The 24,754-nt window shown below is 42.4% G+C and carries 21 protein-coding genes; 12 read left to right on the top strand and 9 right to left on the bottom strand.

Features of this window, described 5'->3' with window-relative positions; all coding sequences use genetic code 11:
- Nucleotides 1-11 precede the first annotated feature (11 nt).
- Nucleotides 12-785 (bottom strand): metallophosphoesterase family protein, encoded by a 774-nt coding sequence (locus HC246_RS04840; RefSeq protein ID WP_169362408.1) that lies wholly within the window; start codon nucleotides 783-785, stop codon nucleotides 12-14.
- A gap of 327 nt (nucleotides 786-1,112) precedes the next feature.
- Between HC246_RS04840 and truB the strand changes: the two genes are divergently transcribed.
- Nucleotides 1,113-2,039, top strand: a complete 927-nt coding sequence (gene truB / locus HC246_RS04835; protein WP_169362407.1) for a tRNA pseudouridine(55) synthase TruB — start codon at nucleotides 1,113-1,115, stop codon at nucleotides 2,037-2,039.
- A 135-nt stretch (nucleotides 2,040-2,174) separates the two neighbouring features.
- On the opposite strand, the gene HC246_RS04830 is transcribed toward truB, so the two are convergent.
- From HC246_RS04830 to htpG, 3 genes are all read right to left on the bottom strand, one after another.
- Nucleotides 2,175-2,801 carry a phage tail protein gene (locus HC246_RS04830; RefSeq protein ID WP_169362406.1) on the bottom strand — a complete coding sequence of 209 codons (627 nt, stop codon included), beginning with the start codon at nucleotides 2,799-2,801 and terminating at the stop codon, nucleotides 2,175-2,177.
- A gap of 1 nt (nucleotide 2,802) precedes the next feature.
- Entirely contained in the window at nucleotides 2,803-4,041 is a 1,239-nt protein-coding gene (locus HC246_RS04825; protein WP_169362405.1) for an AAA family ATPase, read from the bottom strand.
- A gap of 89 nt (nucleotides 4,042-4,130) precedes the next feature.
- Nucleotides 4,131-6,026, bottom strand: a complete 1,896-nt coding sequence (htpG, locus tag HC246_RS04820) for a molecular chaperone HtpG (RefSeq protein ID WP_169364480.1) — start codon at nucleotides 6,024-6,026, stop codon at nucleotides 4,131-4,133.
- Between the two features lie 244 nt (nucleotides 6,027-6,270).
- On the opposite strand from htpG, the gene HC246_RS04815 reads away from it, so the two are divergent.
- The 7 genes from HC246_RS04815 to HC246_RS04785 all read left to right on the top strand — a co-directional run bounded on the left by HC246_RS04815 (nucleotide 6,271) and on the right by HC246_RS04785 (nucleotide 12,385).
- Nucleotides 6,271-6,525 carry a hypothetical protein gene (locus tag HC246_RS04815; RefSeq protein ID WP_169362404.1) on the top strand — a complete coding sequence of 85 codons (255 nt, stop codon included), beginning with the start codon at nucleotides 6,271-6,273 and terminating at the stop codon, nucleotides 6,523-6,525.
- A 24-nt stretch (nucleotides 6,526-6,549) separates the two neighbouring features.
- The gene (locus HC246_RS04810; protein ID WP_169362403.1) at nucleotides 6,550-7,362 is read left to right on the top strand and encodes a cell division protein FtsQ/DivIB; all 813 of its coding nucleotides are present in this window, start codon (nucleotides 6,550-6,552) and stop codon (nucleotides 7,360-7,362) included.
- Nucleotides 7,363-7,634: 272 nt separating this feature from the next.
- On the top strand, nucleotides 7,635-8,801 hold the full coding sequence (gene ftsZ / locus HC246_RS04805; RefSeq protein ID WP_318655903.1) for a cell division protein FtsZ: 1,167 nt from the start codon (nucleotides 7,635-7,637) through the stop codon (nucleotides 8,799-8,801).
- A 233-nt stretch (nucleotides 8,802-9,034) separates the two neighbouring features.
- Nucleotides 9,035-10,033, top strand: a complete 999-nt coding sequence (locus HC246_RS04800; RefSeq protein WP_169362401.1) for a ribose-phosphate pyrophosphokinase — start codon at nucleotides 9,035-9,037, stop codon at nucleotides 10,031-10,033.
- 550 nt (nucleotides 10,034-10,583) lie between these two features.
- The gene (ntcA, locus tag HC246_RS04795; protein ID WP_169364479.1) at nucleotides 10,584-11,210 is read left to right on the top strand and encodes a global nitrogen regulator NtcA; all 627 of its coding nucleotides are present in this window, start codon (nucleotides 10,584-10,586) and stop codon (nucleotides 11,208-11,210) included.
- Nucleotides 11,211-11,392: 182 nt separating this feature from the next.
- Nucleotides 11,393-11,734 carry a preprotein translocase subunit SecG gene (gene secG / locus HC246_RS04790; RefSeq protein WP_169362400.1) on the top strand — a complete coding sequence of 114 codons (342 nt, stop codon included), beginning with the start codon at nucleotides 11,393-11,395 and terminating at the stop codon, nucleotides 11,732-11,734.
- Between the two features lie 12 nt (nucleotides 11,735-11,746).
- Nucleotides 11,747-12,385 (top strand): Uma2 family endonuclease, encoded by a 639-nt coding sequence (locus tag HC246_RS04785; RefSeq protein WP_169362399.1) that lies wholly within the window; start codon nucleotides 11,747-11,749, stop codon nucleotides 12,383-12,385.
- A gap of 35 nt (nucleotides 12,386-12,420) precedes the next feature.
- On the opposite strand, the gene coaE is transcribed toward HC246_RS04785, so the two are convergent.
- Nucleotides 12,421-13,041, bottom strand: a complete 621-nt coding sequence (gene coaE, locus HC246_RS04780; protein WP_169362398.1) for a dephospho-CoA kinase — start codon at nucleotides 13,039-13,041, stop codon at nucleotides 12,421-12,423.
- A 117-nt stretch (nucleotides 13,042-13,158) separates the two neighbouring features.
- Between coaE and HC246_RS04775 the strand changes: the two genes are divergently transcribed.
- The 3 genes from HC246_RS04775 (at nucleotide 13,159) to HC246_RS04765 (ending at nucleotide 15,104) form a co-directional block, all read left to right on the top strand.
- Nucleotides 13,159-13,413, top strand: a complete 255-nt coding sequence (locus tag HC246_RS04775) for a SemiSWEET transporter (RefSeq protein ID WP_169362397.1) — start codon at nucleotides 13,159-13,161, stop codon at nucleotides 13,411-13,413.
- 68 nt (nucleotides 13,414-13,481) lie between these two features.
- On the top strand, nucleotides 13,482-14,207 hold the full coding sequence (locus HC246_RS04770; RefSeq protein WP_225902912.1) for an NnrU family protein: 726 nt from the start codon (nucleotides 13,482-13,484) through the stop codon (nucleotides 14,205-14,207).
- Nucleotides 14,208-14,249: 42 nt separating this feature from the next.
- Nucleotides 14,250-15,104, top strand: coding sequence for a Uma2 family endonuclease (locus tag HC246_RS04765; protein ID WP_169362396.1), 855 nt, complete (start codon nucleotides 14,250-14,252; stop codon nucleotides 15,102-15,104).
- A 73-nt stretch (nucleotides 15,105-15,177) separates the two neighbouring features.
- On the opposite strand, the gene HC246_RS04760 is transcribed toward HC246_RS04765, so the two are convergent.
- Nucleotides 15,178-16,293, bottom strand: coding sequence for a histidine kinase (locus HC246_RS04760; protein ID WP_169362395.1), 1,116 nt, complete (start codon nucleotides 16,291-16,293; stop codon nucleotides 15,178-15,180).
- Between the two features lie 58 nt (nucleotides 16,294-16,351).
- Between HC246_RS04760 and HC246_RS25785 the strand changes: the two genes are divergently transcribed.
- Nucleotides 16,352-18,856, top strand: a complete 2,505-nt coding sequence (locus tag HC246_RS25785; RefSeq protein ID WP_225902911.1) for a single-stranded-DNA-specific exonuclease RecJ — start codon at nucleotides 16,352-16,354, stop codon at nucleotides 18,854-18,856.
- A 112-nt stretch (nucleotides 18,857-18,968) separates the two neighbouring features.
- Here the strand turns inward: HC246_RS25785 and HC246_RS04745 are convergent, their stop codons facing one another.
- From HC246_RS04745 to HC246_RS04735, 3 genes are all read right to left on the bottom strand, one after another.
- A complete protein-coding gene (locus tag HC246_RS04745; RefSeq protein ID WP_169362394.1) occupies nucleotides 18,969-21,734 on the bottom strand; it encodes a CHAT domain-containing protein in 2,766 nt (921 codons plus the stop codon).
- Nucleotides 21,735-22,027: 293 nt separating this feature from the next.
- The gene (locus tag HC246_RS04740; RefSeq protein ID WP_169362393.1) at nucleotides 22,028-22,879 is read right to left on the bottom strand and encodes a hypothetical protein; all 852 of its coding nucleotides are present in this window, start codon (nucleotides 22,877-22,879) and stop codon (nucleotides 22,028-22,030) included.
- Between the two features lie 28 nt (nucleotides 22,880-22,907).
- The gene (locus tag HC246_RS04735; RefSeq protein WP_169362392.1) at nucleotides 22,908-24,719 is read right to left on the bottom strand and encodes a phosphodiester glycosidase family protein; all 1,812 of its coding nucleotides are present in this window, start codon (nucleotides 24,717-24,719) and stop codon (nucleotides 22,908-22,910) included.
- Nucleotides 24,720-24,754: the final 35 nt, after the last annotated feature.

Here is a 24,754-nt window from a genome sequence, read left to right as displayed (position 1 = left end):
AAAGATGATTGCTATACCCAAGACCAACGACGTTTTGGGGTATTTGTCTTTTTCACATCTAATCTTTGCGATCGCGTCGGCATTGGCTCAATCACCGTTGTAATTTCTGCTAATGGGCTTGACCTTAATTCATTGGTAAAGGTATTACATTGGTAAACCATTGCCGAATCAAGATCCAATGCCGATAACCAACCACTCTTAGGATGATAAGCACCAGTATCAATATCCAGCCATCCTTTGCCTAAAACTAAGTTTCCAGGTTTTACCCCCGGAAATACAAAGGTAATCGTATGTCCTGTAATAATGATTTTGTCATCAAAAAAAGGCTCAGTAGCACTGTGAAATTCTTCTCGAATCCAACAAAACTCAGCAGCACCTTGTAACTCAAGAGGGATATTAGGATTGAGTCCCGCATGGACTAACCAAGAATCGCCTAGATCTAGATAAAGTGGCAATTGTTGCATCCACTTTAAATGCTCTATGGGTAAGCCTTCCTTGCCATAGCTTTCTAAGGTGTTTGCGCCCCCATTCAGCAACCAACCTTTCCAAATCAGTGAACCCTCATTACTCCCAAAGGCATCAAGACACATTTGCTCATGGTTACCCCTGAGAGCAGTGTGACCATTTTCCATTACCCAGCGCACAACATCGGCACTGCGATTGCCCCGATCAATCAAATCGCCAAGAAAAAATAATTTGTCGCTAGAGCTGTACTTAATAAAGTCTAGTAACTTCATTAAGCCATCAAATTGACCATGAATATCGCCGAATACAAATCGAGTCAACTTATCTCACCCAGTATCACTAATGATGAAGGTAAAAACATACAAAAATTAAAGCTAGCGATAGACCTTTATAAGGCTCGTCAGTTTAACAGGTTTTGAGACTGATATAACTTTTGCCAAATTAGCCTTGTATCTACGTTATCTATTTTATGACAAATTTTCCTTGCTTTCGTTCCATTCACTTAGGGGAAATGTCGTACTGTGCCTCTAGAAATTCCTGAAAGAACCTGTGCTATAAGGCATTAAGCATTATGTATTGTCAATTCTTTAGAAATTCCAAGTTATAGAAACTTAGTCTCATCAGTTTAAAAATCAGTCTAAATTCTTATGTTCAATGGATTTATTAGTATCGATAAGCCGCCCATTATTACTGCCCATGACTGTGTGAGTAATTTGCGAAAGCTGCTTAAACAAAAAAAAATAGGTCATGGAGGGACGCTTGATCCCATGGCTACGGGGGTTTTACCGATCGCAGTTGGCAATGCAACTAGGCTTTTACGATTTCTGCCTGAAGGGAAAGCTTATAACGCCAAAATTCGCTTTGGAATTGTGACGAATACCGATGACATTACGGGTGAGGTGCTGAGCGATCGCTCCTGTCCAAATTTAACTCTTGATGAAGTTGAGAAATATCTGCCTCTTTTTCAAGGCACAATTACGCAACGTCCACCTGCTTTTAGCGCGATTCAGGTCAATGGGAAACGACTGTACGATCTGGCGCGAAGGGGTGAAATTAATGAATCAGATATTCCCATTCGTGAGGTGGAAATTACTGAAATCAAGGTGTTAGGCTGGACTGAGGGAGACTATCCAGAATTAGATGTGGCGATTTCCTGTGGTTCAGGAACCTATATTCGTTCCATTGCTAGGGATTTAGGAGAGAAGCTTGGTTATGGAGCGACTTTATCCTCACTAAGGCGCACTTATAGTAACGGGTTTGCCTTAGAAGCGAGTTTGACCTTTGAACAAGTCGCTGAACTTATGCGATCGCAAAATCTCAAAGTTCTCGCCCCTGATCATGGGTTGCACTTTTTACCCGAAGTTTTACTCGGTGTCGATCTGACAAAACGTTGGTGTATGGGACAAACAATTAAGGATGGATTTGCTCTTACTGTCAACTCACTTGAAGAATCAGCAAAACTAGAAACTCATAATTACGTCCGTACCTATACTGAAGATCATCAGTTTCTCGGTGTGAGTGAGGCGATCGGCTCCGATCTCCAACCAATCGTAGTTTTACACCCCATTAATTAGCTAGCTCACTGCTATAGCTATCCTAAATGAAATGTTGTAAGTGGCTTCGGCTTCGCTCAGCCACCTATAAACCGATGGCTGAGCGAAGTCGAAGCTAATGGTCTTCACAAATGATTAAGGACTGCTATAACCTATTCATGATTCTTCAAGAATTTCAATATTTTTGCTTGCAAGTTCTTCAATAAAAATCTTCAAGCTAGGATTTTTAGGATAGAGATTTATCAAATCATCGTGATTGCGATATCTCTTAGTAATTTCTTGGTAATATTCATGCTTTTTCTTAAAGTTTGGAACAGTTTTTTCTAGGATTTGACAACAGTTTTCTATTTCGTCACTTTTATCATCAGAAGCTAATAGAGGAAATAGCCAACATTCTATCGAGTGAACTGCGATCGCAAAAATAATTCGATGTCCATATTGATTATAAAATTCCTCCCCCATCTGCTGTTTAAATTTATCTACTGTTTTATCAATCAGTTGTTGTGGAGAAAGTGGTTTATCATCTTCGTAATGGGATATACCAAAATTCTCGGATACATCAGTATCGACATGAATAATAATATATCTGTTAGCTAGAAAAGCTCTTTTTAATTTTTCTGGCTTACAGCTTTTAAATACTTTGTCGTAATTAGATGACGCTTTAAAGTTTATAGGGCTAATCGGGTTAATATCAATTTTGCTGTCATTAAAATATCCTATCAAAATACTATTAATGATGGGAAAATCAGTTATTCCTTCTACAATTGTGCCAAATGTGTGCATATTAAAAATTTTTCGGTAGTCCGCCAATATAACCATTTATAAAAGCTTCTGATAAAGGCACGATCTCATCATCCTCTAAAGGTTCTAGAGGAGCAATTTGTCTAGCTTTGGTATGTCCATCCATATTTCGATAAATCACAAAAAGACGCTGCTCATCATCGGTCAAATCTAATCCATCTAAGACCGCAGGATTATGAGTTGTGAATATAACTTGTTTATCATATTTTTTTGCAAGCTCTACTAATTCTTGGATTAGTCTTGTGCATAGTTTAGGATTGAGTGCATTTTCGATGTTGTCAATTGCAAAGAATTTTGGTGTATCATCGCTGACAAACAATGCAAAGTAAAACATCAAAAACAAAAAGCCTTCATTAGAGCTTCTTTGATTAAAGTAAGGCAATTCTTTATCTAAATATCGATCTTTAATTTGAACGTTTCTTTCTAGTTCAGAATCAACAGACATTTTAAAATCATCAAACCAGTCTATTAATTCAAGTCTTTGTTTGATTTCTTTTATTTTATCTGGGCTATCGCTTAAAACCCTTAATAGTTTAAGCAACCCTTCACCCTTAGTACCTAGTGGTTGAACTTGTCCCTCTTCTATAAAATTCCGTAACAAAGAATTTTCTGGTGAGTATATTATAAAACTCATCAAATCAAAACTGTTTTTTTGTAAATCTTGTGATACTTGGAATAAAATAGCTGTTTTGAAACCTTTTGCTATTTCATCAAACAATAATTCAGGTGGTATATTTTCAAATGTCTTTCTTAAATCATTATAGTGTTCTGTAAGTAGTTCTTGAGTACGTCTTGCAATAAAATCTGATAAGTTCTCACCTTTTTGTTTTCTGAAAACATCTTCCATTTCGTTTTTATGCTCAAATAAATCAAACTTTTTCCATTTAGAATAAGGTTGATTGTCATGATTTATCATGAAGTTAAGTGCTATTTCTTCATCATTTACTTTGTCTGTTTCTTTAAAATTTATTGTGATTTCTTTTGTAGTATTTTCTTTGTCAAAAGCCGATCGCATAAATTCTGGTTCAGTAACTCTAATTCCCCTAGAGTAAAGAAATTCATTATCTAATTTATCGGCGGCGGCTGCACCAGCTAAAGCGATCGCTTCTAAAATATTGCTCTTCCCGCAACCATTCTCACCAATAAACACATTAACCCGCCCCAAACCAATCTTGAGACTTTGGATAGACTTGTAGTTCTCGATTTGAACTTCAGTAAACATTGGTTTTATGGCTAATGAGTATCACTCATAGCTTAGCATTCACTTTACTTAAGAAACTAAAGGCGGCTTTTTGAGCCGCCTTGTTGAGCTTAGATTTTGCTAGTCAACGTAGTTAGCAACTGATTAGAACGCTGCAAGAAGCCCTTCATGCTGTCAGCATCAAAGCTCTTTTGCGCCATCAAGGCTAAGTCATAGACATGATTACAAATCAAATTCGCTAGATTTGCCGATTCTGATTTACCATCAACAAGAATTTGACTGGCATCTAAACTGATCAACTTTTCCATCAAAGGATGAGAAGTATTTACCAACAAGATATGGTCTTCTGGGAAGCTAACTGAACCCTGTTGCAGTACAGCAGTCATCTCCTGCATCCGACGAGCAAATTCAGGCAAGAGAATAATCGCAGGTGGTGCTGAAGCCGCATCTTCAGCCTTGATTGCCTCAGTACGAATTGTGAGTTTGGGCTTATTCAGAGCCGCACGGAAGATATCTTGGAGATGATCGCTCTTGGTTTTGTTGGTCTTAGGATCGACGATTTCCGTTTTTGATTCCTTATCAACGAGGCGATCGTCGATTTCTGCATCCACACGCGCAAACTTAATATCCTTAAATTCGCGTTCAAGGAAGTTGATGAAGTGACTATCAATAAAGGAATCAAAGGTAAGCACTTCAATACCTTGGTTTTTATGAAGTTCTACATAAGTCCCTTGAGCAATGGGGTCAGAAGTATAGAACACTTGGTTTTCATGTTCCGCCTTATTGCGCTCTAGATACTCTTGGAGAGTAGTGTAGTTGCCGCTTTCACTCTTGACTTTCTCATCTTCGCTAGTGGTGGGATAGACTAGGATTTCCTTGACCTGTTGGTAGAACTTATCACTATTCATCGAACCAAACTTCATGAAGATGCTGATATCTTGCCAACACTTCAAGAACTCTTCGCGAGAGTCACTATATAGAGAGGTCAAGCGATCGCCTACTTTCTTGGCAATAAAGTCTTGAATCTTGCGAACCTTGGGATCGCCTTGCAAGAAACTACGCGACACATTCAGAGGAATATCGGTACTATCGATCGCCCCACGCAAAGGCATCAAAAACTTGGGAATCACATCGTCGCAATTGTCACTGACAAAAACGTGATTGCAGAATAGCTTGATTTGTCCACGATTGGGGTCGATATCCGCCTTCATCTTGGGGAAATAGAGAATGCCCTTAATTACAAAGGGATAATCTGTATTCAAATGAATCCAGAACAGAGGATCATCTTGGTAAGGATAGAGATAACGATAGAATTCTAGATATTCTTCATTGGTAACTGACTTGGGTGATTTATCCCACAAAGCAGTTTGCTTGTTGATGACTTCATCATTGAGCTTGATCGGCACGGGCATGAAGTCGCAATAGTTGCGAATCATCCGCTTGATTTCAAATTCATTTAAGTACTCTTCAGCGTCTTCTTGCAAAGTGAGCGTGATCGTTGTACCCACATTGGCGCGATCGCTACTATCAAGGGTAAAGGTCGTTGAGCCATCGCAAGACCAATGTACGGCTTCAGCACCCTCTTTGTAGGAACGAGTGTCAATTTCGACATTACTCGCCACCATAAATGACGAATAGAAACCTAACCCGAAATTACCAATAATTTGTTGGTCGCCAGCACCGCTATTAGCGTACTTTGTGGCAAATTCTTGAGCGCTGGAAAAAGCAACTTGGTTAATATATTTTTTAACTTCATCTGCCGTCATGCCGATGCCTGTATCGGCGATCGCGAGCGTCTTTTTGTCTTTATCAATTGTGACTACAATTTCGGGATCAGCAGAATGCGTAGTCTCGCCCGCATAGGACACCATCTTGAGTTTGCTAATTGCATCAACAGCATTAGAAATCAACTCCCGCAAGAAGATATCACGTTCTGAATATAAAGCCTTCTTGATAATGGGAAAGATATTCTCGGTATGAATGCTGATCGTTCCCTGCTCGTGCATATCTTGCAAAGCTCCTGAATATTACTAAATGTTACTGAGTATTAACTAAATCTGATTATATCGAATCCAATGTCAAGCCAGTCTCCAGATGTTGTCGCGTTCTCCGTACCTATAAGCATCTAAAAAGGCGAAGCGCCTTTTTAGATGCTTATTATGTGAAGCTTTGCAAAGCAAATCTATACATTTTCGTAATTCTGATTGAAAAACCTAACTCCCTCATCTATTGTGATATCAACATTTTTATTTGAACATAATAGATATGGCGATCGCAGCAATCATCTACATATCGATATCTGTACTTTTAGTAATTAGTGCAGGTATATTCTTTGTTAAAGCTATCCAGTCTTTAATGTCTAAGAAACAAGTATCTGATCATAATGATCAAGTCATGTTTCTACGCCCTAATACCAAAGACCCATTAGCTATTTCTACCCAACGAGAAGAAATCATTGCTATGCTGGAACGGCAATTTGCTAGTAGCCCATCATCTGACTCCTAGCAACACAAGTAGGTAAGGGCAAAGATGACGCTTGAATTCCCGATCTCCAATGGAGAGGCAGACTATGTGGCTCGCCGCAAACAACTGCGAAAACAACGCCGCCTTCGCATTTTTCAACGTATTTGGCAATTAGTATTTATCACAGGGCTTACAGGTGGGATGTTGTGGGTTGCCATGCTGCCAGAATGGCAATTGCGTAGCTCAAATCAGATTGAAATAGAGGGTAATAAATTGCTCTCTAAAGAAACTATTAAAAAATCCCTGTCAGTTCAATACCCACAATCAATTTTTCAGATTCAGCCACAGGTGATCGCCTCTCAGTTAGAAGCGTCAGCTCCCGTTTCTAAGGTTTCAGTATCTCGTACTATTTTCCCGTCAAAGTTAACTATCCAAGTCCAAGAACGTCTGCCGATCGCTAACTCCACACGCAATAATCAGCAAGGCTTTCTAGACGCTGAGGGAGTTTGGACGGCTGCTAAGGCTTATCCATCTAATATCACTAAGCCAAATCTTACAGTTCTGGAGCCAACTAATCGGATATTTGCCCAATGGTCAACTTTGTATCGACAAGTTAGCCAAAGTCAGGTCAAAATATCGCAAGTGGATATCAGGGATGAATCAAATCTAATTTTAAATACAGAGCTAGGGTTGGTATATTTTGGCACATACAAGCCCTCACTATTTAGCACACAGTTAGAGACACTTGATCGGCTTAGAACATTACCTGACCAGTTAAAATCTAAGAGTTTTAACTATATTGATTTAAGCCAACCTACTACCCCGATTTTAGAAATGAATATCCCATCTAAGGATAAATCTTCGGAAACAAAATCTTAATTAGCCGTTTTAAGGCTATTATTATTTTTTTCAGTTAGGTTTAAATTATAAATCGGACTTCTAGCTCGAAAGGGGTTTAAGCTTAGCGAAATCTAGAGAGCATCAGTAAAAACGATTCTATTTATGACATCCCTCGATAAATGACATCTCAAAACGACTGGTCAGATTTGGACTCAAATGGTTCAGAAAACGGAGAAGTAGACGTGGAAATGGATGAACTTTCTGAGTTTTCAAATAACTCTAGATCAAATCTAAGTCACTCTCACAATCGTATGAAGCAGCAGTTAGGCGTTGATGCAAAAGCGGATAATATCATGTTGGGCAGTGTTGCAAAAATTAAAGTAATTGGTGTTGGTGGTGGCGGCGGCAACGCTGTAAATCGCATGATTGCGAGCGATGTAGTTGGCGTAGAGTTTTGGTCATTTAATACCGATGCTCAGGCACTTCTACAATCTTCCGCCTCTAAACGCTTCCAAATGGGGCAAAAGCTGACCAGAGGTTTAGGTGCTGGTGGCAACCCTGCGATCGGTCAAAAAGCTGCCGAAGAGTCCCGTGATGACATCGCTGCTGCCGTTGAAGGAGCCGATTTAGTATTTATTACCGCAGGTATGGGTGGTGGCACGGGTACTGGAGCCGCACCAATTATTGCCGAGGTAGCTAAAGAAGCAGGTGCATTGACCGTAGGGATTGTCACTCGTCCCTTTACCTTTGAAGGTAGAAGACGTGGACAACAGGCTGAAGAAGGGATTGCTGGCTTACAGAGTCGTGTCGATACACTCATTGTGATCCCCAATGACAAATTATTGTCTGTGATCTCAGAGCAAACCCCTGTCCAAGAGGCTTTTCGGGTTGCAGATGACATCTTGCGTCAAGGTGTACAGGGCATTTCCGATATAATCATGATCCCCGGACTGGTTAATGTGGACTTTGCAGATATTCGGGCAGTCATGGCAGATGCAGGCTCAGCAATGATGGGTATTGGCATTGGTTCAGGCAAGTCCAGAGCTAGAGAAGCCGCGATGACTGCTATTTCGTCGCCATTATTGGAAACATCGGTTGAAGGAGCCAGTGGCGTTGTCTTTAACATCACAGGTGGCGAAGATATGACCCTCCATGAGGTTAATGCTGCTGCTGAGACCATATATGAGGTCGTCGATCAAAATGCCAATATTATTTTTGGTGCGGTAATTGATCCTAAGCTTGATGGTGAAATTAGAATTACCGTAATCGCAACGGGGTTTGCTCCAAAGACGCATCCTGCGATCCCGCCACAAATTTCTAAGCGATCGCCACAGTCTCTAACCTCTACATCTTCTTCAAAATCGGCTTCAGCACCTCCGCCTAGTACATCGCAAAGCACTTCGCAATCGGAAATCAAGATCAGTAAACCAGGATTAGACATTCCCGACTTTTTGCAGCGTCGTCGCCCACCAAAATAGAAACCTTAATGGGTTGTGTTGAGCTACGCAGAGCAAAGCCTCACATAATACATAATTCAGCAATCCCAATTCTGACCATAATTATGAAAAGACGTGGCTTGACATCGTCTTTTATATTCATATGCGATCGCAATCTGCAAAAAATAATCTAATTTAATCGTAAATAGATGCTGAGAATAGCGGATTAGGCGTGACAATAAGTATATGGCTATGTTACCTCCCAATAAATTGCAGTGACACACTTAACGACTACTAGGCACGGACTTCACAGATTACCCTCTCTTAATAGTGGTGAAGATCGACTGAGGCTGTTTGCTGGCTCGGCAAACTTGCCACTTGCCCAAGAGATTTCCCGTTATTTAGGTATAGAACTCGGGCCTATGGTGCGAAAAAATTTCGCCGATGGGGAAGTCTATGTGCAAGTACAGGAATCGATTCGGGGTTGTGATGTTTATTTGCTCCAACCTACCTGTCGCCCTGTTAATGACCATTTGACTGAATTGTTGATCATGATTGATGCCTGCCGTCGTGCATCGGCAAGGCAAATTACCGCAGTGATGCCCTATTACGGCTATGCCCGCGCCGATCGCAAAACCGCAGGACGTGAATCTATCACCGCAAAACTAGTTGCTAACTTGATCGTGCAATCTGGCGCTGATCGCGTCATTGCGATGGATTTACACTCAGCACAGATTCAGGGATATTTCGATATTCCCTGCGATCATGTCTATGGTGCTCCCGTTTTATTAGACTATCTCAGCGAAAAGAAACTTCCCGACTTAGTGGTGGTTTCGCCCGATGTGGGGGGCGTAGCTCGTGCTCGCGCCTTTGCGAAAAAACTCAATGATGCTCCTTTAGCTATCATTGATAAACGTCGCCAGACTCACAACGTAGCTGAAGTGATGAATGTGATTGGGGATGTTTCGGGTAAAACTGCTGTACTAGTCGATGACATGATCGATACCGCAGGAACCATTTATGAAGCAGCTAAGCTGCTTAGAAAAGAGGGGGCTAGACAAGTTTATGCCTGTGCTACCCATGCAATTTTTTCGCCACCAGCAGTTGATCGCCTATCTAGTGGTGTATTTGAAGAAGTCATTGTGACTAACTCCACCCCTGTAAGGCAAGAAAACTATTTCCCCCAATTACGGGTTTTGTCAGTTGCTGATCTATTGGGTGAAACGATTTGGCGTGTCCATGAAGATACTTCTGTAAGTAGCATGTTTAGGTAGCGATCGCCCTAAAATTATCTCTGGTATGGCTCTATCAGGACAGTTTGCATTTCGGAATTATATTTAATCGAAGAAAATGTGCACCATGATACAAACTACAATGATGTAGTGAGTTTAAGTGGAAATAACCGTTTGTTAATTTAGATATTTTGTCTAGATTAAATCTATGTCTTGATGAATTCTAAAAAGGCTAGGAATAAATCTAACTATTTCTCTTTAGCTTTTATGGAATATTTTCAAAGGATAGATTCTTAGGCTATATGCACAGACTAGCTTTTTAATAACGCCTACTTCCAAGTTATATGAAAGCTAACATAAACAACTTAAATTGATTGTGCGCTGGCATACTTTCCTGTAAACCATACCAACTCTTTAGATGTGGCTGGTGAGGTATAGAGATGGTGGTCATTTAGCCTCAAGGCGATGCTTGCCATTATTCGGGTAAACGCTCAAACGATTACTTGTACTTTGCTTTGTTTTATTTTTTATTTTCGGTTAAAGAGGGTGTATAAGATTGGCTGACCGTGCTCTTGTTGAAGTCTTTCGCGAAATGAATGGGGGAATGTTTCCACCCATGACAGAAACGTTTGAACGCGGTAAGACAATTTTCTTTCCTGGTGATCCTGCGGAGCGTTTTTACTTTTTAGTTAAAGGCGCAGTCAAACTTTCGAGAGTTTACGAAGCAGGTGAAGAAATTACCGTTGCTCTACTGCGCGAAAATAGCGTGTTTGGTGTTTTGTCCTTGATTACTGGTAATCGCTCCGATCGCTTTTATCATGCGGTTGCCTTTACGCCTGTGGAGTTGCTCTCTGTGCCAATTGATCAAGTCGAGAAGGCGCTCAAAGAAGATCCTGAATTGCCGATGGTGCTATTGCGTGGTTTATCATCACGGATTTTGCAGACGGAGATGATGATCGAGACGCTGGCTCACCGTGATATGGGATCAAGATTAGTGAGCTTTTTATTGATTCTCTGTCGCGACTTTGGTACGCCTTCTTCAGATGGTGTAACGATTGATTTAAAGCTTTCTCATCAGGCGATCGCTGAAGCGATCGGCTCAACCAGAGTAACTGTTACCAGACTACTCGGAGACTTACGCAAACAAAAGATGATCGCTATTTCCAAAAAACGCATCACTGTGCATAATCCCATCGAATTAGGTCAACAATTTGCTTAAGTGCAAGAGTTATCCACTTAGGGACTTGCTATTAATGAAAGTACCTGTGGCTTCGACTCCGCTCAGTCAACGTTAGCTGAGCGAAGTCGAAGCTAGATAACTTAGGATGGCTATATGTTTCTAATGTAATTGCTGATGCGTTAAGCTGTTTATAGAAAAATACTTAAAGAAAAATATCTAAAATGTACGGAACCTTGAAAGCAATTTGGGCAGTAGTTGCAGTATGCCTAGTAGTTTTAATTTTATTGCATAGCCCTAAGAGTGATGGTCTAGGTGGCTTTAGTGGTCAGGCGCAACTGTTTTCAAGTACCAAGAGTGCAGAAACAACTCTCAATCGAGTGACTTGGTTTTTGACAGCAGCATTTTTAGGCTTAACTGTTGTCCTGAGTGGCGGTTGGTTTACAGCGCCATCAGCCGTAATTGCCCCAGCCCCACAGGTTGCTCCATCGACCAAGAATGTTCCTGATGCTAAGCCCATTCCCCTGAATTTACCTGCGACAACTCCCGAAAAGCCTCAGCAATAACATGAAGGTGTCATGACGGTAACTCTAACTAAATCCAGCGATCGCATCAGTAACAAGATATTGTTGCCATCAATTCGATGGGAGACGTATCGGGCGATCGCCTGTGATTTGGAGTCACAGCCTAACAAGAGACTTACCTATGACCAAGGACTGTTAGAAATAAGGATGCCATCGGAACTACATGAAAGTTATAAGAAGCTTTTAGGCAGAATTGTTGAGGCGTTAACTGAGTCTCTAGATTTAGAGATTTGTAGCTTGGGTTCGATGACCTGTGATCGTGAGGATCTAGCCAGAGGTCTAGAACCCGATCAGTGCTATTACATCCAAAATGAGTCACAGGTTTGGGGTAAAGATCAGATCGATTTACAGATTGATCCGCCACCAGATCTAGCGATCGAAATTGATATTACAAGTAGTTCGTTAAATCGTTTTGCTATCTATGCTCAATTAGGTGTGCCTGAGGTATGGCGTTATGACGGTCAGACGATAACTATTCATCATCTAGTCGGGGATCGCTATATTTTGGGCGATCGCAGTCTTGCTTTTGCTGTATTAAAAACTAGTGATATCCAGAGTTTTTTAGAACTGAAAAATACGCTCAAAGAGAATGCATTAATCCGCCAAGTGCGGGAATGGGCTACTAAAAGATAAGGATAGGTTGCTTGATGCGCTCTTGTACAAGTGCATCAAGCAGCTGGATCACAGATACGAAAATGTACGCCAAGTTGAGAGTTAAACAGAGCATTGTCAACTTGAAAGAATAATTCTTCGGTATTGTCAGAATTAACGATTACCACATCGGCAAGTTCGATTTTTTCCGATTGGGACATTTGACTAGAAATTCTTTGTTTTGCTTCGGATTCTAATAAATGATTGCGATTCATTAGTCTTTTTAGCTGTTGTTGGGGATCACAAGCGATCGCCCAAGTTTCAGTCACTAAATCCTCCATTTTCGATTCAAATAGCAGGGGAATTACCATGACGACAGTTGATGGTGCGAGGCGATTGGCTTCATTAATCAGGCATTCTTGGACATAGGGATGAATTAAGGCTTCGAGCCACTTCCGCTCGCTTACACTCTCAAACACGATCGCACCTAACTTGCGGCGATCAAGGTTGCCTTGCTCATCAAGGATTAACTTGCCATAGCGATCGCTAAGTTTTGCGAGGCGATCACCTGTTAAAGCTTGTCTAGCATAAATATCCGCATCCAGAATTGGTAAGCCATAGGTATCATGCAGATAATTGGAAACCGTGGTTTTACCTGTGGCAATGCCTCCTGTGATGCCGATGATGCGTTGGTTCATGTGTTTAAATTCTAATCTAAGGATATTTTGCTATAAAACCCAATGGAGAGTGGCGGCGCAAAGCGCCGCCACTCTCCATTGGGGATATATCCTCAAATTAGCCTATTTATGTAACCTATGGACTTTACCAATATTCTTGGATTTACGGCTGCATCTCTGACGACCTTTGCCTTTTTGCCTCAAGTAATCCAAGTATGGCGATCGCGATCGACTAAGGATATTTCCTTGCCCATGTTAATTACTTTCATTGCGGGGATCACGCTCTGGCTAATTTATGGACTATTGGTGAATGCTGCACCCATCTATATTGCTAACGGGATCACGCTAATTTTGAATCTTGCCATTTTGCGCTTCAAACTAAAGTATGGCTAGCTGCAATAAAAGTTAAAATTTATTACGCTACCTTCGCTTTTTTAGATCTATTTTCGTAATTAGTTAACATGACCTCTCTTAGTAGTTTCTTCTCAACCTATTTCACTCATTTTGTAATGCTGGGCTTGATTTTGACCTTTGCGATCACCCATAGTGGGCTTGCCGCATTACGGATTTGGGCGGAATCAAAGATTGGAGAGAGGCTATATCGAGTTTTGTTTGCTTTGGTCAGTATTCCCCTTGCGGTCGTCCTCTTTATTTTTTACTTCAACCATCGCTATGACGGGGTGCAGTTGTGGAATTTACAGGGCGTTACAGGAATTCATGAATTTGTTTTAGGTTTATCGGCGATCGCCTTTTTATTCCTCTATCCCGCGACATTCAATCTAGGCGAAGTTGCGGCGATCCAAAAGCCACAGGTGCATTTATTTGAGACGGGGATCACGCGCATCAGCCGCCATCCCCAGCTAATTGGCATGACGCTCTGGTGTATAGCCCATACGCTCTGGCTGGGTACTTCCTTTGCCCTGACCACAGCGATCGCCTTAGTTAGTTACCATTCCTTTGCAGTTTGGCATGGCGATCATCGTTTATTTAAGCGTCATGGGGATGCATTTCTGGCGCTCAAGGAACGGACTTCCGTTGTGCCATTTCTGGCGATCTCCCAAGGTCGCCAACAATTAGTTTTAAAAGAATTTATTCGTCCTGCCTATATTGGTGTCGCCATCACCGTTGTGCTATTTCGCTGGCTACACCCCATTGTGATTACCGCATCCGCAAATTTAAATTGGTAAGATTGATGCTAGCTCGACATAGATATCGACATAGATAAATGTATGTTTCGACTCAAGTACCCCGCCGAACAAAGTGATCCACCCCTGTCGCCTAGGGAAACCCTACCGACAATGTACGATTTGCCTAGTGAAGATCCAGAGGAGTCTGGTTTGCCCGATCAATTTCATGACTTTCAGCCCGAACTATTAGGATTGACTTTTCGCCCAGCCAACTATCCTGAAGATATTGTGTTTACGGCTAGCGATCTCAATCTCTACTACGATGTCCATCATCAAAATTGGCATAAGCGCCCTGACTGGTTTGCCGTTTTGGGTGTGCCAAGACTTTATGATGGTCATGATTTGCGCTTGAGTTATGTGATTTGGCAAGAGGGAGTCAGTCCTAGCATTGTCGTAGAACTCTTATCACCAAGTACCGAAAAAGAAGATTTAGGGGAACTGGAAATCAGCGATCGCAATGGGGCTAATTCCCAAGTCGAAAAGCCACCCTCTAAGTGGAAAGTTTATGAGCAGATTTTGCGGATTCCCTATTATTTGGTGTTTAGTCGCTATACCAATCAGTTGCGTGTATTTACACTGCGATCGGGACATTATGTAGAAATGCCGTTAACTGAGTCGAAAATCTGGATACCTGAAATTGAGCTAGGCTTAGGGATTTGGGAAGGTGAATATCGTGGTATTGATCGATTGTGGCTACGTTGGTATGACTCAGAGGGAAACTGGATACCTACGGATGCTGAGAGCTTAGAGATAGCTAAGCAAGAGATAGCTTCAGTTGAGCAACGCGCTGAATCTGCTGAGCAACGCGCTGAATCTGCTGAGCAACGTGCCGAATCTGCGGAACAGCGTGCCGAATATTTACTACAACGTTTGAGAGAGCTAGGCATTGAACCGTAAGAGATGTTTTGAAGGTGTGGCTTTGCCACACTTTCAAAACATCTCTTGGTTTGGGCGCAAAGCGCCGTAAATTTTAGTAGACAGGTAGGGTAAAGCGGAAACAACTGCCTTTTTTGCCGATCGCATCATCGACCCAGATATGACCATAATGGGCAGTAATAATCCGACGACAGAGCGATAGACCAATACCATAACCCTCAGCCTCCCCATCACGCTCAAGGCGATAGCGCTCCTCAAATACGCGATCACGCAATTCCGCAGGAATCCCTGGCCCGTTATCAGTAATACTAACTTCAATTTTTTGAGCAGTCCGATGCATTACCGTGATCTCAATTTTGCCGCCTTCGGGAGTGTATTTAGTGGCGTTACCTAAAAGATTGATTAAAACCTGTCGAATCTTTTCTTGATCGATATAGACAGGTGGGAGATCGGTGGGGATGTCCTTAATAAGCTTTTGCATTTTCCCCTCCAAACATTTATTGAAATAGAAATCGCTGATGACACTGTGACAAAGTTGATCAAATTGAATTTTTTGGCGTTGAGTCCGAAACTGTGCGTTAGCCCCCCTTCCTGCCTCGAGAATATCAGTAATGAGATTGTCCGCATCCCTCGCTTTATTACGGGCATGTTTGAGTAAACGTGACACCATTTGTGGCTCGATCTTGTCGCCACTTTTTTCGATCGTATCGATCGCTAATAAAATTGCCGTTAAAGGATTGCGTAAATCATGCGCCAACATGCCAAGGACGCGATCCTTAAAGCGCAGTTGCTCCTCGATTTCGGATTTTTCCTGTGACAATCGAAAGACATCATCCGCCAAATGCGCTAATTCAGTCATATATTCAATATTTTGGGATAGCTCAGGTGGATAATTATGGGTGGATTGTTCTAGTACCTGTTGTTTCCATGTATCCCAACAGTTTTCTAGTTGCTTAATGAGGTTTTTGCCAGCGATCGTTTGTCGAGGTAAAGGTGATAGCTTAAGCAATGCAGGAGACATGACCACTTTAAATAGCTCTGCTAATTGTGGTTGCCCTGCGACATTGATGATTTGTAATTCCGATGGACAAGCTTTTTCTCGTTGCAAAAACTCCTCTACTTCCTTGACTAAATCCTTTGCCTTGGGGCGATCGTCAATAAATAGTAGGAGTTGGAGGGTTGATTCAGGTAATGTTGGAATAGTCCTCATTAGTTGTCGGACTCGCAACGGATTTTAAGACATTCTTAACAATTATATTATTGTTCTCATGAGTTTACCTCAACAACGATGGCAGATTTCCGCACCACAGACAGATTTATCAGAAGCGATCGCTAATGCCACAGGACTTTCTCCCATAATCGCGCAGGTTTTACTAAATCGTGGCATTAATACTCCTGAAGCTGCGAGGATATTCCTTGACCCTGATTTAGAGGAGTTACCAGATCCTAAACAGGAATTCCCTGACTTAGTGGTGAGTATTGATCAAATTGAGCAGGCGATTAAAAATGGCGATCGCATTACCATCTGTGGTGATTATGATGTTGATGGTATGACTAGTACGGCTTTACTGATTCGCACTCTGCGCTTATTAGGTGCAAATGTGGAATATGAAATTCCTAGTCGGATGACCGAGGGCTATGGGATCAATCCACGCATTGTCCGAGATTGTCACGAACGTCATGTGAAATTAATTATTACTGTTGACAATGGCATCGCTGCTTACGATGCGATCGCTTTAGCAAAGTCCTTAAATATTTCTGTAATTGTCACCGATCACCACGAAGTCCCCGAAGACCCTAACAAAATCCCCCCTGCAACGGCAATCCTTAATCCGAAATACCAAGTTGATCCCAATTCTCCCTACGCAGCGATCGCTGGTGTTGGTGTTGCCTATGTGTTGGCATTGGAATTAAGCGATCGCTTTGGTAAACGTGCCGAATTAGAAAATCCGTTACTAGAATTATTTACCCTTGGTACGATCGCTGACCTTGCCTCGCTAACAGGCATCAATCGCCGCCTCGTCAAAAAAGGGTTACGCTTACTTTCACAATCAAAAGTAATTGGCATTATCGCGCTAATTAACGAAACGGGAATTGCCAAAGATAAACAAACGGGATTAAAACCTGAAGCGATTGGTTTTGGTTTGGGACCCCGTATTAATGCGATCGGTCGGATCGGCAATCCGCAAACCGTCATCGATCTGCTGACCTGTGATGAGATGGGGCAGGCAATTACTTTGGCGCAAGAATGTGAGGCAACTAATCGTAAGCGTCAAGCTCTTTGTCAAGAAATCGAAGAAGAAGCGATCGCCTATATGCGAAAACGGAAGTCTGAAGGTTTTGACATTACTCAAGAGCGAGTTTTGGTAATAGTGGATCGCGAGGTACAAACTGCCCTCACCCCTAGCCCCTCTCCCGCAGGATCGGGAAAAAAGACTGTGGCTAAACGAAAGAAAGTAACTTCTAAGAGTTCTGAATCTAAGATTGAAGAAGATGTAAATCCTCATCCCTCTGACAATGGGAAAGTGATTGGGGTTAAGGGATGGCATCATGGCGTAATTGGTATTGTTGCCTCCCGTTTAGTAGAACGTTATGGTGCACCTGTGTTTATTGGTAGCTATGAAGATGCTCATGAACAAGAGGGTGATTTAGAAGCCAAACATCAAGATGCGACTGTTCGCTTCTCAGTGAGGGGCATTCCTGAGTTCCATGTCTTCCATTCCCTTGAATATATTGCCAATATTCGGAATAAAGGTGGTGGACATAAGGCGGCGGGAGGCTTTACCCTACCTGCGGCAAATATGGAGAAGTTGCGAAGTGAGTTGAGGGAATTTGCCGATCGCGAAAATATTTTGCCTAGCCATATCATGCCGCTGATCAATGTCGATGTGCGAGCCGATCTCAGCGATATCTCGATGACATTGTTACAAACCTGCGATCGCCTTCAGCCCTGTGGCATCGGCAATCCTGATCCAGTGTTTTATAGCGAAAATGTGCGGGTACTTGCTCAACAAACTCGCGGTAAGGATAAAGTCAAACATCTATCCCTAGAACTGGATACAGGTAATGGCAAGATTAAAGCGATCGCATGGCGGTGGGGAGAATATTGTCCGATTCCTGATCGTGTAGATATCGCTTACAAACTACGGGCAAATCAATGGCAAGATACAACTTCCGTAGAATTAGAAATCGTCGGTATTCGCGAGGCAAGTGATGTAATGGAAAGTTCTCCGAATTCCGCCCAACAGATTCCGTTGCAATACAAAACTGCGCCTGCGATTACCAAGTTTCCCCAATGGCAAAAACTGAGTGAAGCCCCGCGCCCCCTATCCAGACCATTATTACTCTATGGTTGCGATCGCCCTGCCGATAAGTTTCAGGGTGATGTCGATTGCGATCGCCCCATACGCGATCGGGACTATCAAGCGGTTGTCCTATGGACTTTGCCGCCATCCTTTACGCATTTGCTATGGCTAATTGCGATCTCTAAACCCAATTTCATTTATCTCGGTTCTCATATCCCATCTATACCTTCGATTGAAGAATTTCGCGCTAAGATCCAATCCCTTGATATCGAGAATCTGAATACTCTCAATCTCTTAGATTTAGCCCAGCAATGGTGGATTTCTCCCAGTGCGATCGTTGCTGCATTGCGGGAACTGGGCTATAGCTGCGATTTCCCAGATACGCTAGCTCTCGAAGGTGAATTGTTGAGAATGCAAAAGTGGTATGGGATTTCCATAGGAAAGCTTGCGGCAATTCTTGCGGCGTAAACTATAGTTGTTTTAAATAATTTGCAGAGGGGCTTCGACTTCGCTCAGCCATCGGTGTAAGCTAGCTGAGCGAAGTCGAAGCTGTAGTTTTTATTTGAATTATCTATAAATGCTACAAGCCATTGCCGATCGCAAAAAACGCTGACCAGTAACTCGGATGATTAAACTTGTCTGATTTAATCAAAGTGACTTGCGCTCTATGCAAAGCCTCAATCGGTGTGACCTCGCCTTTTTGCAGTTCCCGATAAAAAGCTGCCATCAAAGCTTGAGTACCTTCATCATTGACAGACCAGAGCGAAGCGATCGCTTGTTTTGCCCCTGCTTTCTGCACCTGATAACCAAAGCCTAAAATTTCCACCCCATCCCCCAAACCCGATGCACCTGTTTGACAAGCACTTAATACAATGAGGTCAATATTTTGCAAAGACAGGTCAGAGATTTCACGCAACTTGAGAATATCGCCATTACCAAAGAAGATGCGTGAATTGTCGGGACTGCCTGTATTAAATTCGGCATGGGTAGCAAGATGGAGAATATTATGCTTTTTTAAACCTGCTTCCGTGGCTTGACGACTAAATTCATTTTCTTCGAGAGTGTTAGAGTTTTGGATTGTTTGAGAGATCATACGGACTTCGGTAATTGTTGCTGGCAATGGATCTTGTCCAAACTTTCGCTCACCAGCTTTACCGCCAAAGGCTCCCGCCAGAATACTTGGTTCTATTTTGGACTTAGGACTAAAATCGCCGAGGCTATAGGCGATGAGATTGCTAATCCGATATTTCTCAGTTAGCCATTGTTTACCATCATAAAGAGCCGCAAGAGGAACATAGCGCAATTGTCGGTCGGGGGCATAGAGAATGGTAGTTGCTTTGGCGTTAGTGAGTTCGCTTTCGATGGGCTTAATCAAAAGGCTATAGAGTTTCTTAGCTGGTTCTTTAAAGTCCTCGGAATATTGGTCTTGCAGTCCTGAACGGAACTCTGTAATTAATGCTTCGAGTTCGGTCTGTTTGATGTTGACGGTGCGATGAATGGGTAATGTATTGGGGGCAAAGAGAATAATTTCCAGTCTGTTGCTGAGGATTAGGGGATAGATAAGTACATTTCCCTGCGGGATTTGGTTGAGATAGTCGGGAACTTTGTTGATTTCTGATTTTGGGATTTGTTGAATTTGATTGGCAAGTTGACTGTTGATATCTTTGATGTTGTCAGAACTAATCGCTAAGAGCTTGTCGCTAAGAGCTTTCTCTGGTGCTAAAAGTCGGACACCTTGCGCGGATCTGTCACTGCCTTTGATATTTTTGAGATAGTCTTCGAGTTCTTGGACTTTGAGGAGGTCGAGGATTTGGAGGGCTTCCATGACACGATCTTGTTGAATCAAGATATCGGCGAGGTCACGATAGCTGAATGCAATGCTGGTGATAAAAGACTGCTGTTCTTCTTTTTTCAGTCTCTTAATATCCTTGCGAATGGATTCAAAGGTATTGACAGCTTGCTTATAAAAGAGAATTGATACTTCGGGTTGGTTAAGTTTGTTAAAAGCAAAACCCAAATTATTTAGAGAAAGCGCTTCACCATTGAGATCTCCGATTTGCTGTTCAATTTCTAAGGATTGCTGATAGTATGCAATCGCGTTCTGGTACTGTCCAAGATTGTTGTATGCAAGTCCTAAATTATTGAGAGACCTTGCTTCACCATTTAGAGCGCCAATTTGCTTTGTAATTACTAAGGATTGCTGATAGAAATCAATTGCCTTCTGGTACTGTCCAAGATAATTGTATGCAAGTCCTAAATTATTGAGAGAACTTGCTTCACCATTTAGAGCGCCAATTTGCTTTGTAATTGCTAAGGATTGCCGATAGTAATCAATCGCCCTCTGGTACTGTCCAAGCCTTCTATATGCAGTGCCTAAATTACTGAGAGAACTTGCTTCACCATTGCGATCACCGACTTGCTTTGTAATTGCTAAGGATTGCTGATAGTGATCAATCGCCTTCTGGTACTGTCCGAGACTATCGTATATAAGTCCTAAATTATTGAGAGACGTTGATTCACCATTGCGATCACCGATTTGCTGTTGGATGGCTAAGGATTGCTGATAGTAGTCGATCGCTTTCTGGTACTGTCCGAGACTATCGTATGCACTTCCCAGATTATTCAGTGACCTTGCTTCACCATTGCGATCGCCGATTTGCTTTTGAATTGCTAAGGATTGCTGATAGTAATCAATCGCCTTCTGATGCTGTCCGAGGTTGTCGTAAGCAGCACCTAAATTATTGAGAGACCTTGCTTCACCAATGTGATCACCAACTTGCTTTTGAATTGCTAAGGATTGCTGATAGTAATCAATCGCTTTCTGGTACTGTCCGAGGCTGTCGTATGCAGCACCTAAATTATTGAGAGACGTTGCTTCACCATTGCGATCACCGACTTGCTTTTTAATCACTAAAGATTGCTGAAAGAACTCAATTGCCTTCTGGTACTGTCCGAGACTTCTATCTACTTCACCTAAATTATTAAGAGACCTTGCTTCACCAATGTGATCGCCGATTTGCTTTTGAATTGCTAAGGATTGCTGATAGTAATCAATCGCTTTTTGGTACTCTCCCAGCTTTTCGTATTGTAACCCCAGCCCAAGAAGCGAAGTTGCTTCACCCTTGCGATCTTTGATCTCGCGATAGATTTCTAGAGATATCTCCAATACTGGAATTGCTTCTCGGTAGCGACTGCTTTGATATAACTTATAGGCTTGCTGAATTAGTCGATCCGCCTCTGCTTTGCGGGATTGGGTTGTTTGTGCTTGGACACTTTCAGTAATGATGGGCATAGGTAAACCAGCCAACAAAGCCATCACCATAGACACACCGATTATCCTATTCATCACCAAATAATCCTCACACTGACATCACAATCTGTAATCGTCTTGTAGGTCAGCAAAAGACTGTAAAAGTACAGATCCCCAACTTTTTCTCAGCAAGCAAAGACCATTTGCAAATTCACAAAAAAGTTGGAAACCTCAATCCGTACTTTCTAAATTTTCCTATGCCTAGCTAACTAAAAAGCATAAAACGAGCTTCCCAAAACCAAACCGTAATTACAAAAAAATTAACCAAAAAATCTCACCCCTTCAGATCAACCTCCTCTCGACTCATCTGGGGAAACTTATACAGTTACTCATATCTTCACCTGTGCGATCGCCAAATCGAGATCATCTAGAACTTCCAAATAACCTGCCCATTGACGCAAATAATCCAAATCCAATAACTCCATTTGTACCTTTAGAATCCCCAAAACATCTCGCCATTGCTTCTCAGAAACACTTTGGGTTCTCCAGATCAGCTTATTCAAAATGACATCCTCAGGTGAGGCATAATATAAAACCCGACCCTCCATCACCTCGATTGCCTGTTTACGTTGAAACTGGATCAAATCAAAAGGCTGCTCCCCTGCAATTATCAAATCCGCACGAGATATAGATTCCATATGGATTACCTGCAAAATCTTCGATTGCCCAGATCTTACATCTTCCATTCCCTCAATATAAAAACCAGCCTGCTCTAAAGCGATCGCCAAAGCATCAATTTTTGATAAAGAGATTGCTAAGACTAGATCAATATCTCTAGTCGTGCGCGGCTCACCATAAACGACCGCAGAAGCACCACCAGTAATGTAATAATCCACTTGCAAAGCGATCAAGAGATCATGTAACTGTAAAGCTATTTCTAGCGGATCTTGTATCCACATAGTTTCTGAACTTGAGAGAATAAAGTTGGGAAGGAAATCATCTTGGAGCCAAGCCTGTAAAACTTTTTGCCTAAATTCCATACTTGGCAAAGATCGAAATCTAAATTTCAATCCTCTCAAAGATGATTGCCTTGCACTCTTAGTCAACATCGCCGCCATCTGTAACCGTTCAAGATTAGAAAGCTGACGCAATTGATGGAACTCAAATAGATCCATTTCCACAGTTGTATCAATTGCCTGTGGACGGTATGTCGATATCGTGAATTTGTCTAATATTGGCATGTTATTAATTCATACCGATTTTATGCAGCTAAAATTGAGGCTTAGCAGGAGGTGGGGTAATGAAAACCGCGATCGCATTGTGGACAGGTGCTATTTCCGTAATAGAGCGATTGAGAACATTGCCACCGAGGAACAGAGTCGAAGAACTACCTCCATCGAGATTTAGCGCATCAACTGCACCAATCTTTTTGAGAACTTCCGCAGTTTGTAAAAGATTGGGAGCAATGCCTTCGGGAGCCGCTTGAACTGTAGCGAGAAGTAGTTTGCCTTTTTCCTTGGTGATAGCGATCGCACTGCGATCGGCAGATTGCGTATCAAAACCTGCTTGGAAAGTTTCTAATTTGCCATCTAGGGCTATATTGCCATTTTTCAGCAACAGGGGCCCCGCACCAATCAGGTTAGGGAAGTTGGAAAACTTCTCTGGAACGAAGGCTTGACGACCGCGCACAGTCATTCCCACAGGTAGTTGTTTTGCTGCTTCAGGAGATTGTCTTGCCACTAAAACATAACCATCGCTAGGAATGGCAACCTGTCCTACGCCGACCGCACCACCTTGGTATTGAGCAACTACGCGATCGCCTCGGACTACGATCAGCAATTCATTTTCAGTTAATGGCGTATAGCCACTGCCCCAATTGGGAGTATAACGAGCAATTCCGCGTTGGACATAGCCACTATTGAGATTTGTGAGCGTGATTTTGGTTTGATTAGCAGTAGTAATTTCTTCAGTGAAGTTGAGGCGATCAATCAGAGTTTCTCCTTTCTCATTCCATGCGATCGCGCCTCTGACTAAAGCTGTTCCCGCAATCCAGCGATTGCCTTCACGAATTGCACCTACAGGCAATTGACGAATCCGATTAAAGAAACCTCCATTAATTGCCCCTACAGCTTGAGCCTTTTCCACCATTTGGGGAACTGGTAATAAACCAAGGATGCCATTGGGTGAGCCATCGGGATTACTCCAAATCGGGCGCAATTTTAATCTTGGTTGCTTGAGATCAACTTCCAAAGCTGTAACTGAGAACTTAATCGTTTTGGGATCTTTATCTGTTTTCGGTTTATTGGGAATCTCGACAATTTTTTCAATCCTTCTCAATCCATCTGCCCATTGCACCGTTAAGCTTGGTGGCACATAGTCACGGCGCAGATCAATGACCATGCGGGGCGTGGGACTACTCAGCAATTCGATCGCAGGATGAATAGATTCCTTCGTTTCAATCTGAATTTGGGTTAGTTTGCCCTGTGGTTGCACCGTTACCGATTTCACCAGATTGCCTGCGGTGGTATTTGTGCCAATCGGTTGATCGGCAGCCATCTCTGCTGACACCACGACATTAATCACATTACCCTGATGACTCACTCGCCAAGGAGTCCGCCGATTGAGATCAATCACAAGGCGATCACCCCAAGCCTGCTTACTGCGACGTACTGCCTGTATTTTTGTGTCAGGAGTGTAGATATTTAGGGAATTGCCAATAATTTCTGTTCGCCATTGCTCAGCAAAAGGAGTGAGATCGAGATAGCGAAATCTACCCGTACTATCAAAAGCTACTCGCGAAAAGGTGGGACTAGAAAACCATCGCACCCTTTGGCGATCGGCTTTTTCCGAATCCATCATCTGTACACCTAAGCCACCCGTCAGCCAATCTTCCTGCACATACAGATTTTGTTGTCCCTGTTCCACTCTCCTAATCCAACGCCCCGCCCAAGGCTGTCCATTGAGTTGGATTACATTGCCGCTCTCAGGTATGGGTGCGGAAGGAGCGCTATCCGCAATGAGAAATTGACTAAAACTGACAGCAATAAGGGAGATTAGCGTTTTACGGTATGTCATTTTCATGATGCTAAACGGTGACTAATTTGCATAGTTTTGAG

Origin of the sequence: Pseudanabaena yagii GIHE-NHR1 (assembly GCF_012863495.1) — a bacterium.
In the GTDB taxonomy this organism is placed as follows: Bacteria; Cyanobacteriota; Cyanobacteriia; order Pseudanabaenales; family Pseudanabaenaceae; genus Pseudanabaena; species Pseudanabaena yagii.
The sequence above is the reverse complement of the archived record's forward strand: the minus strand, read 5'-3'. Positions and strand labels throughout refer to the sequence as shown.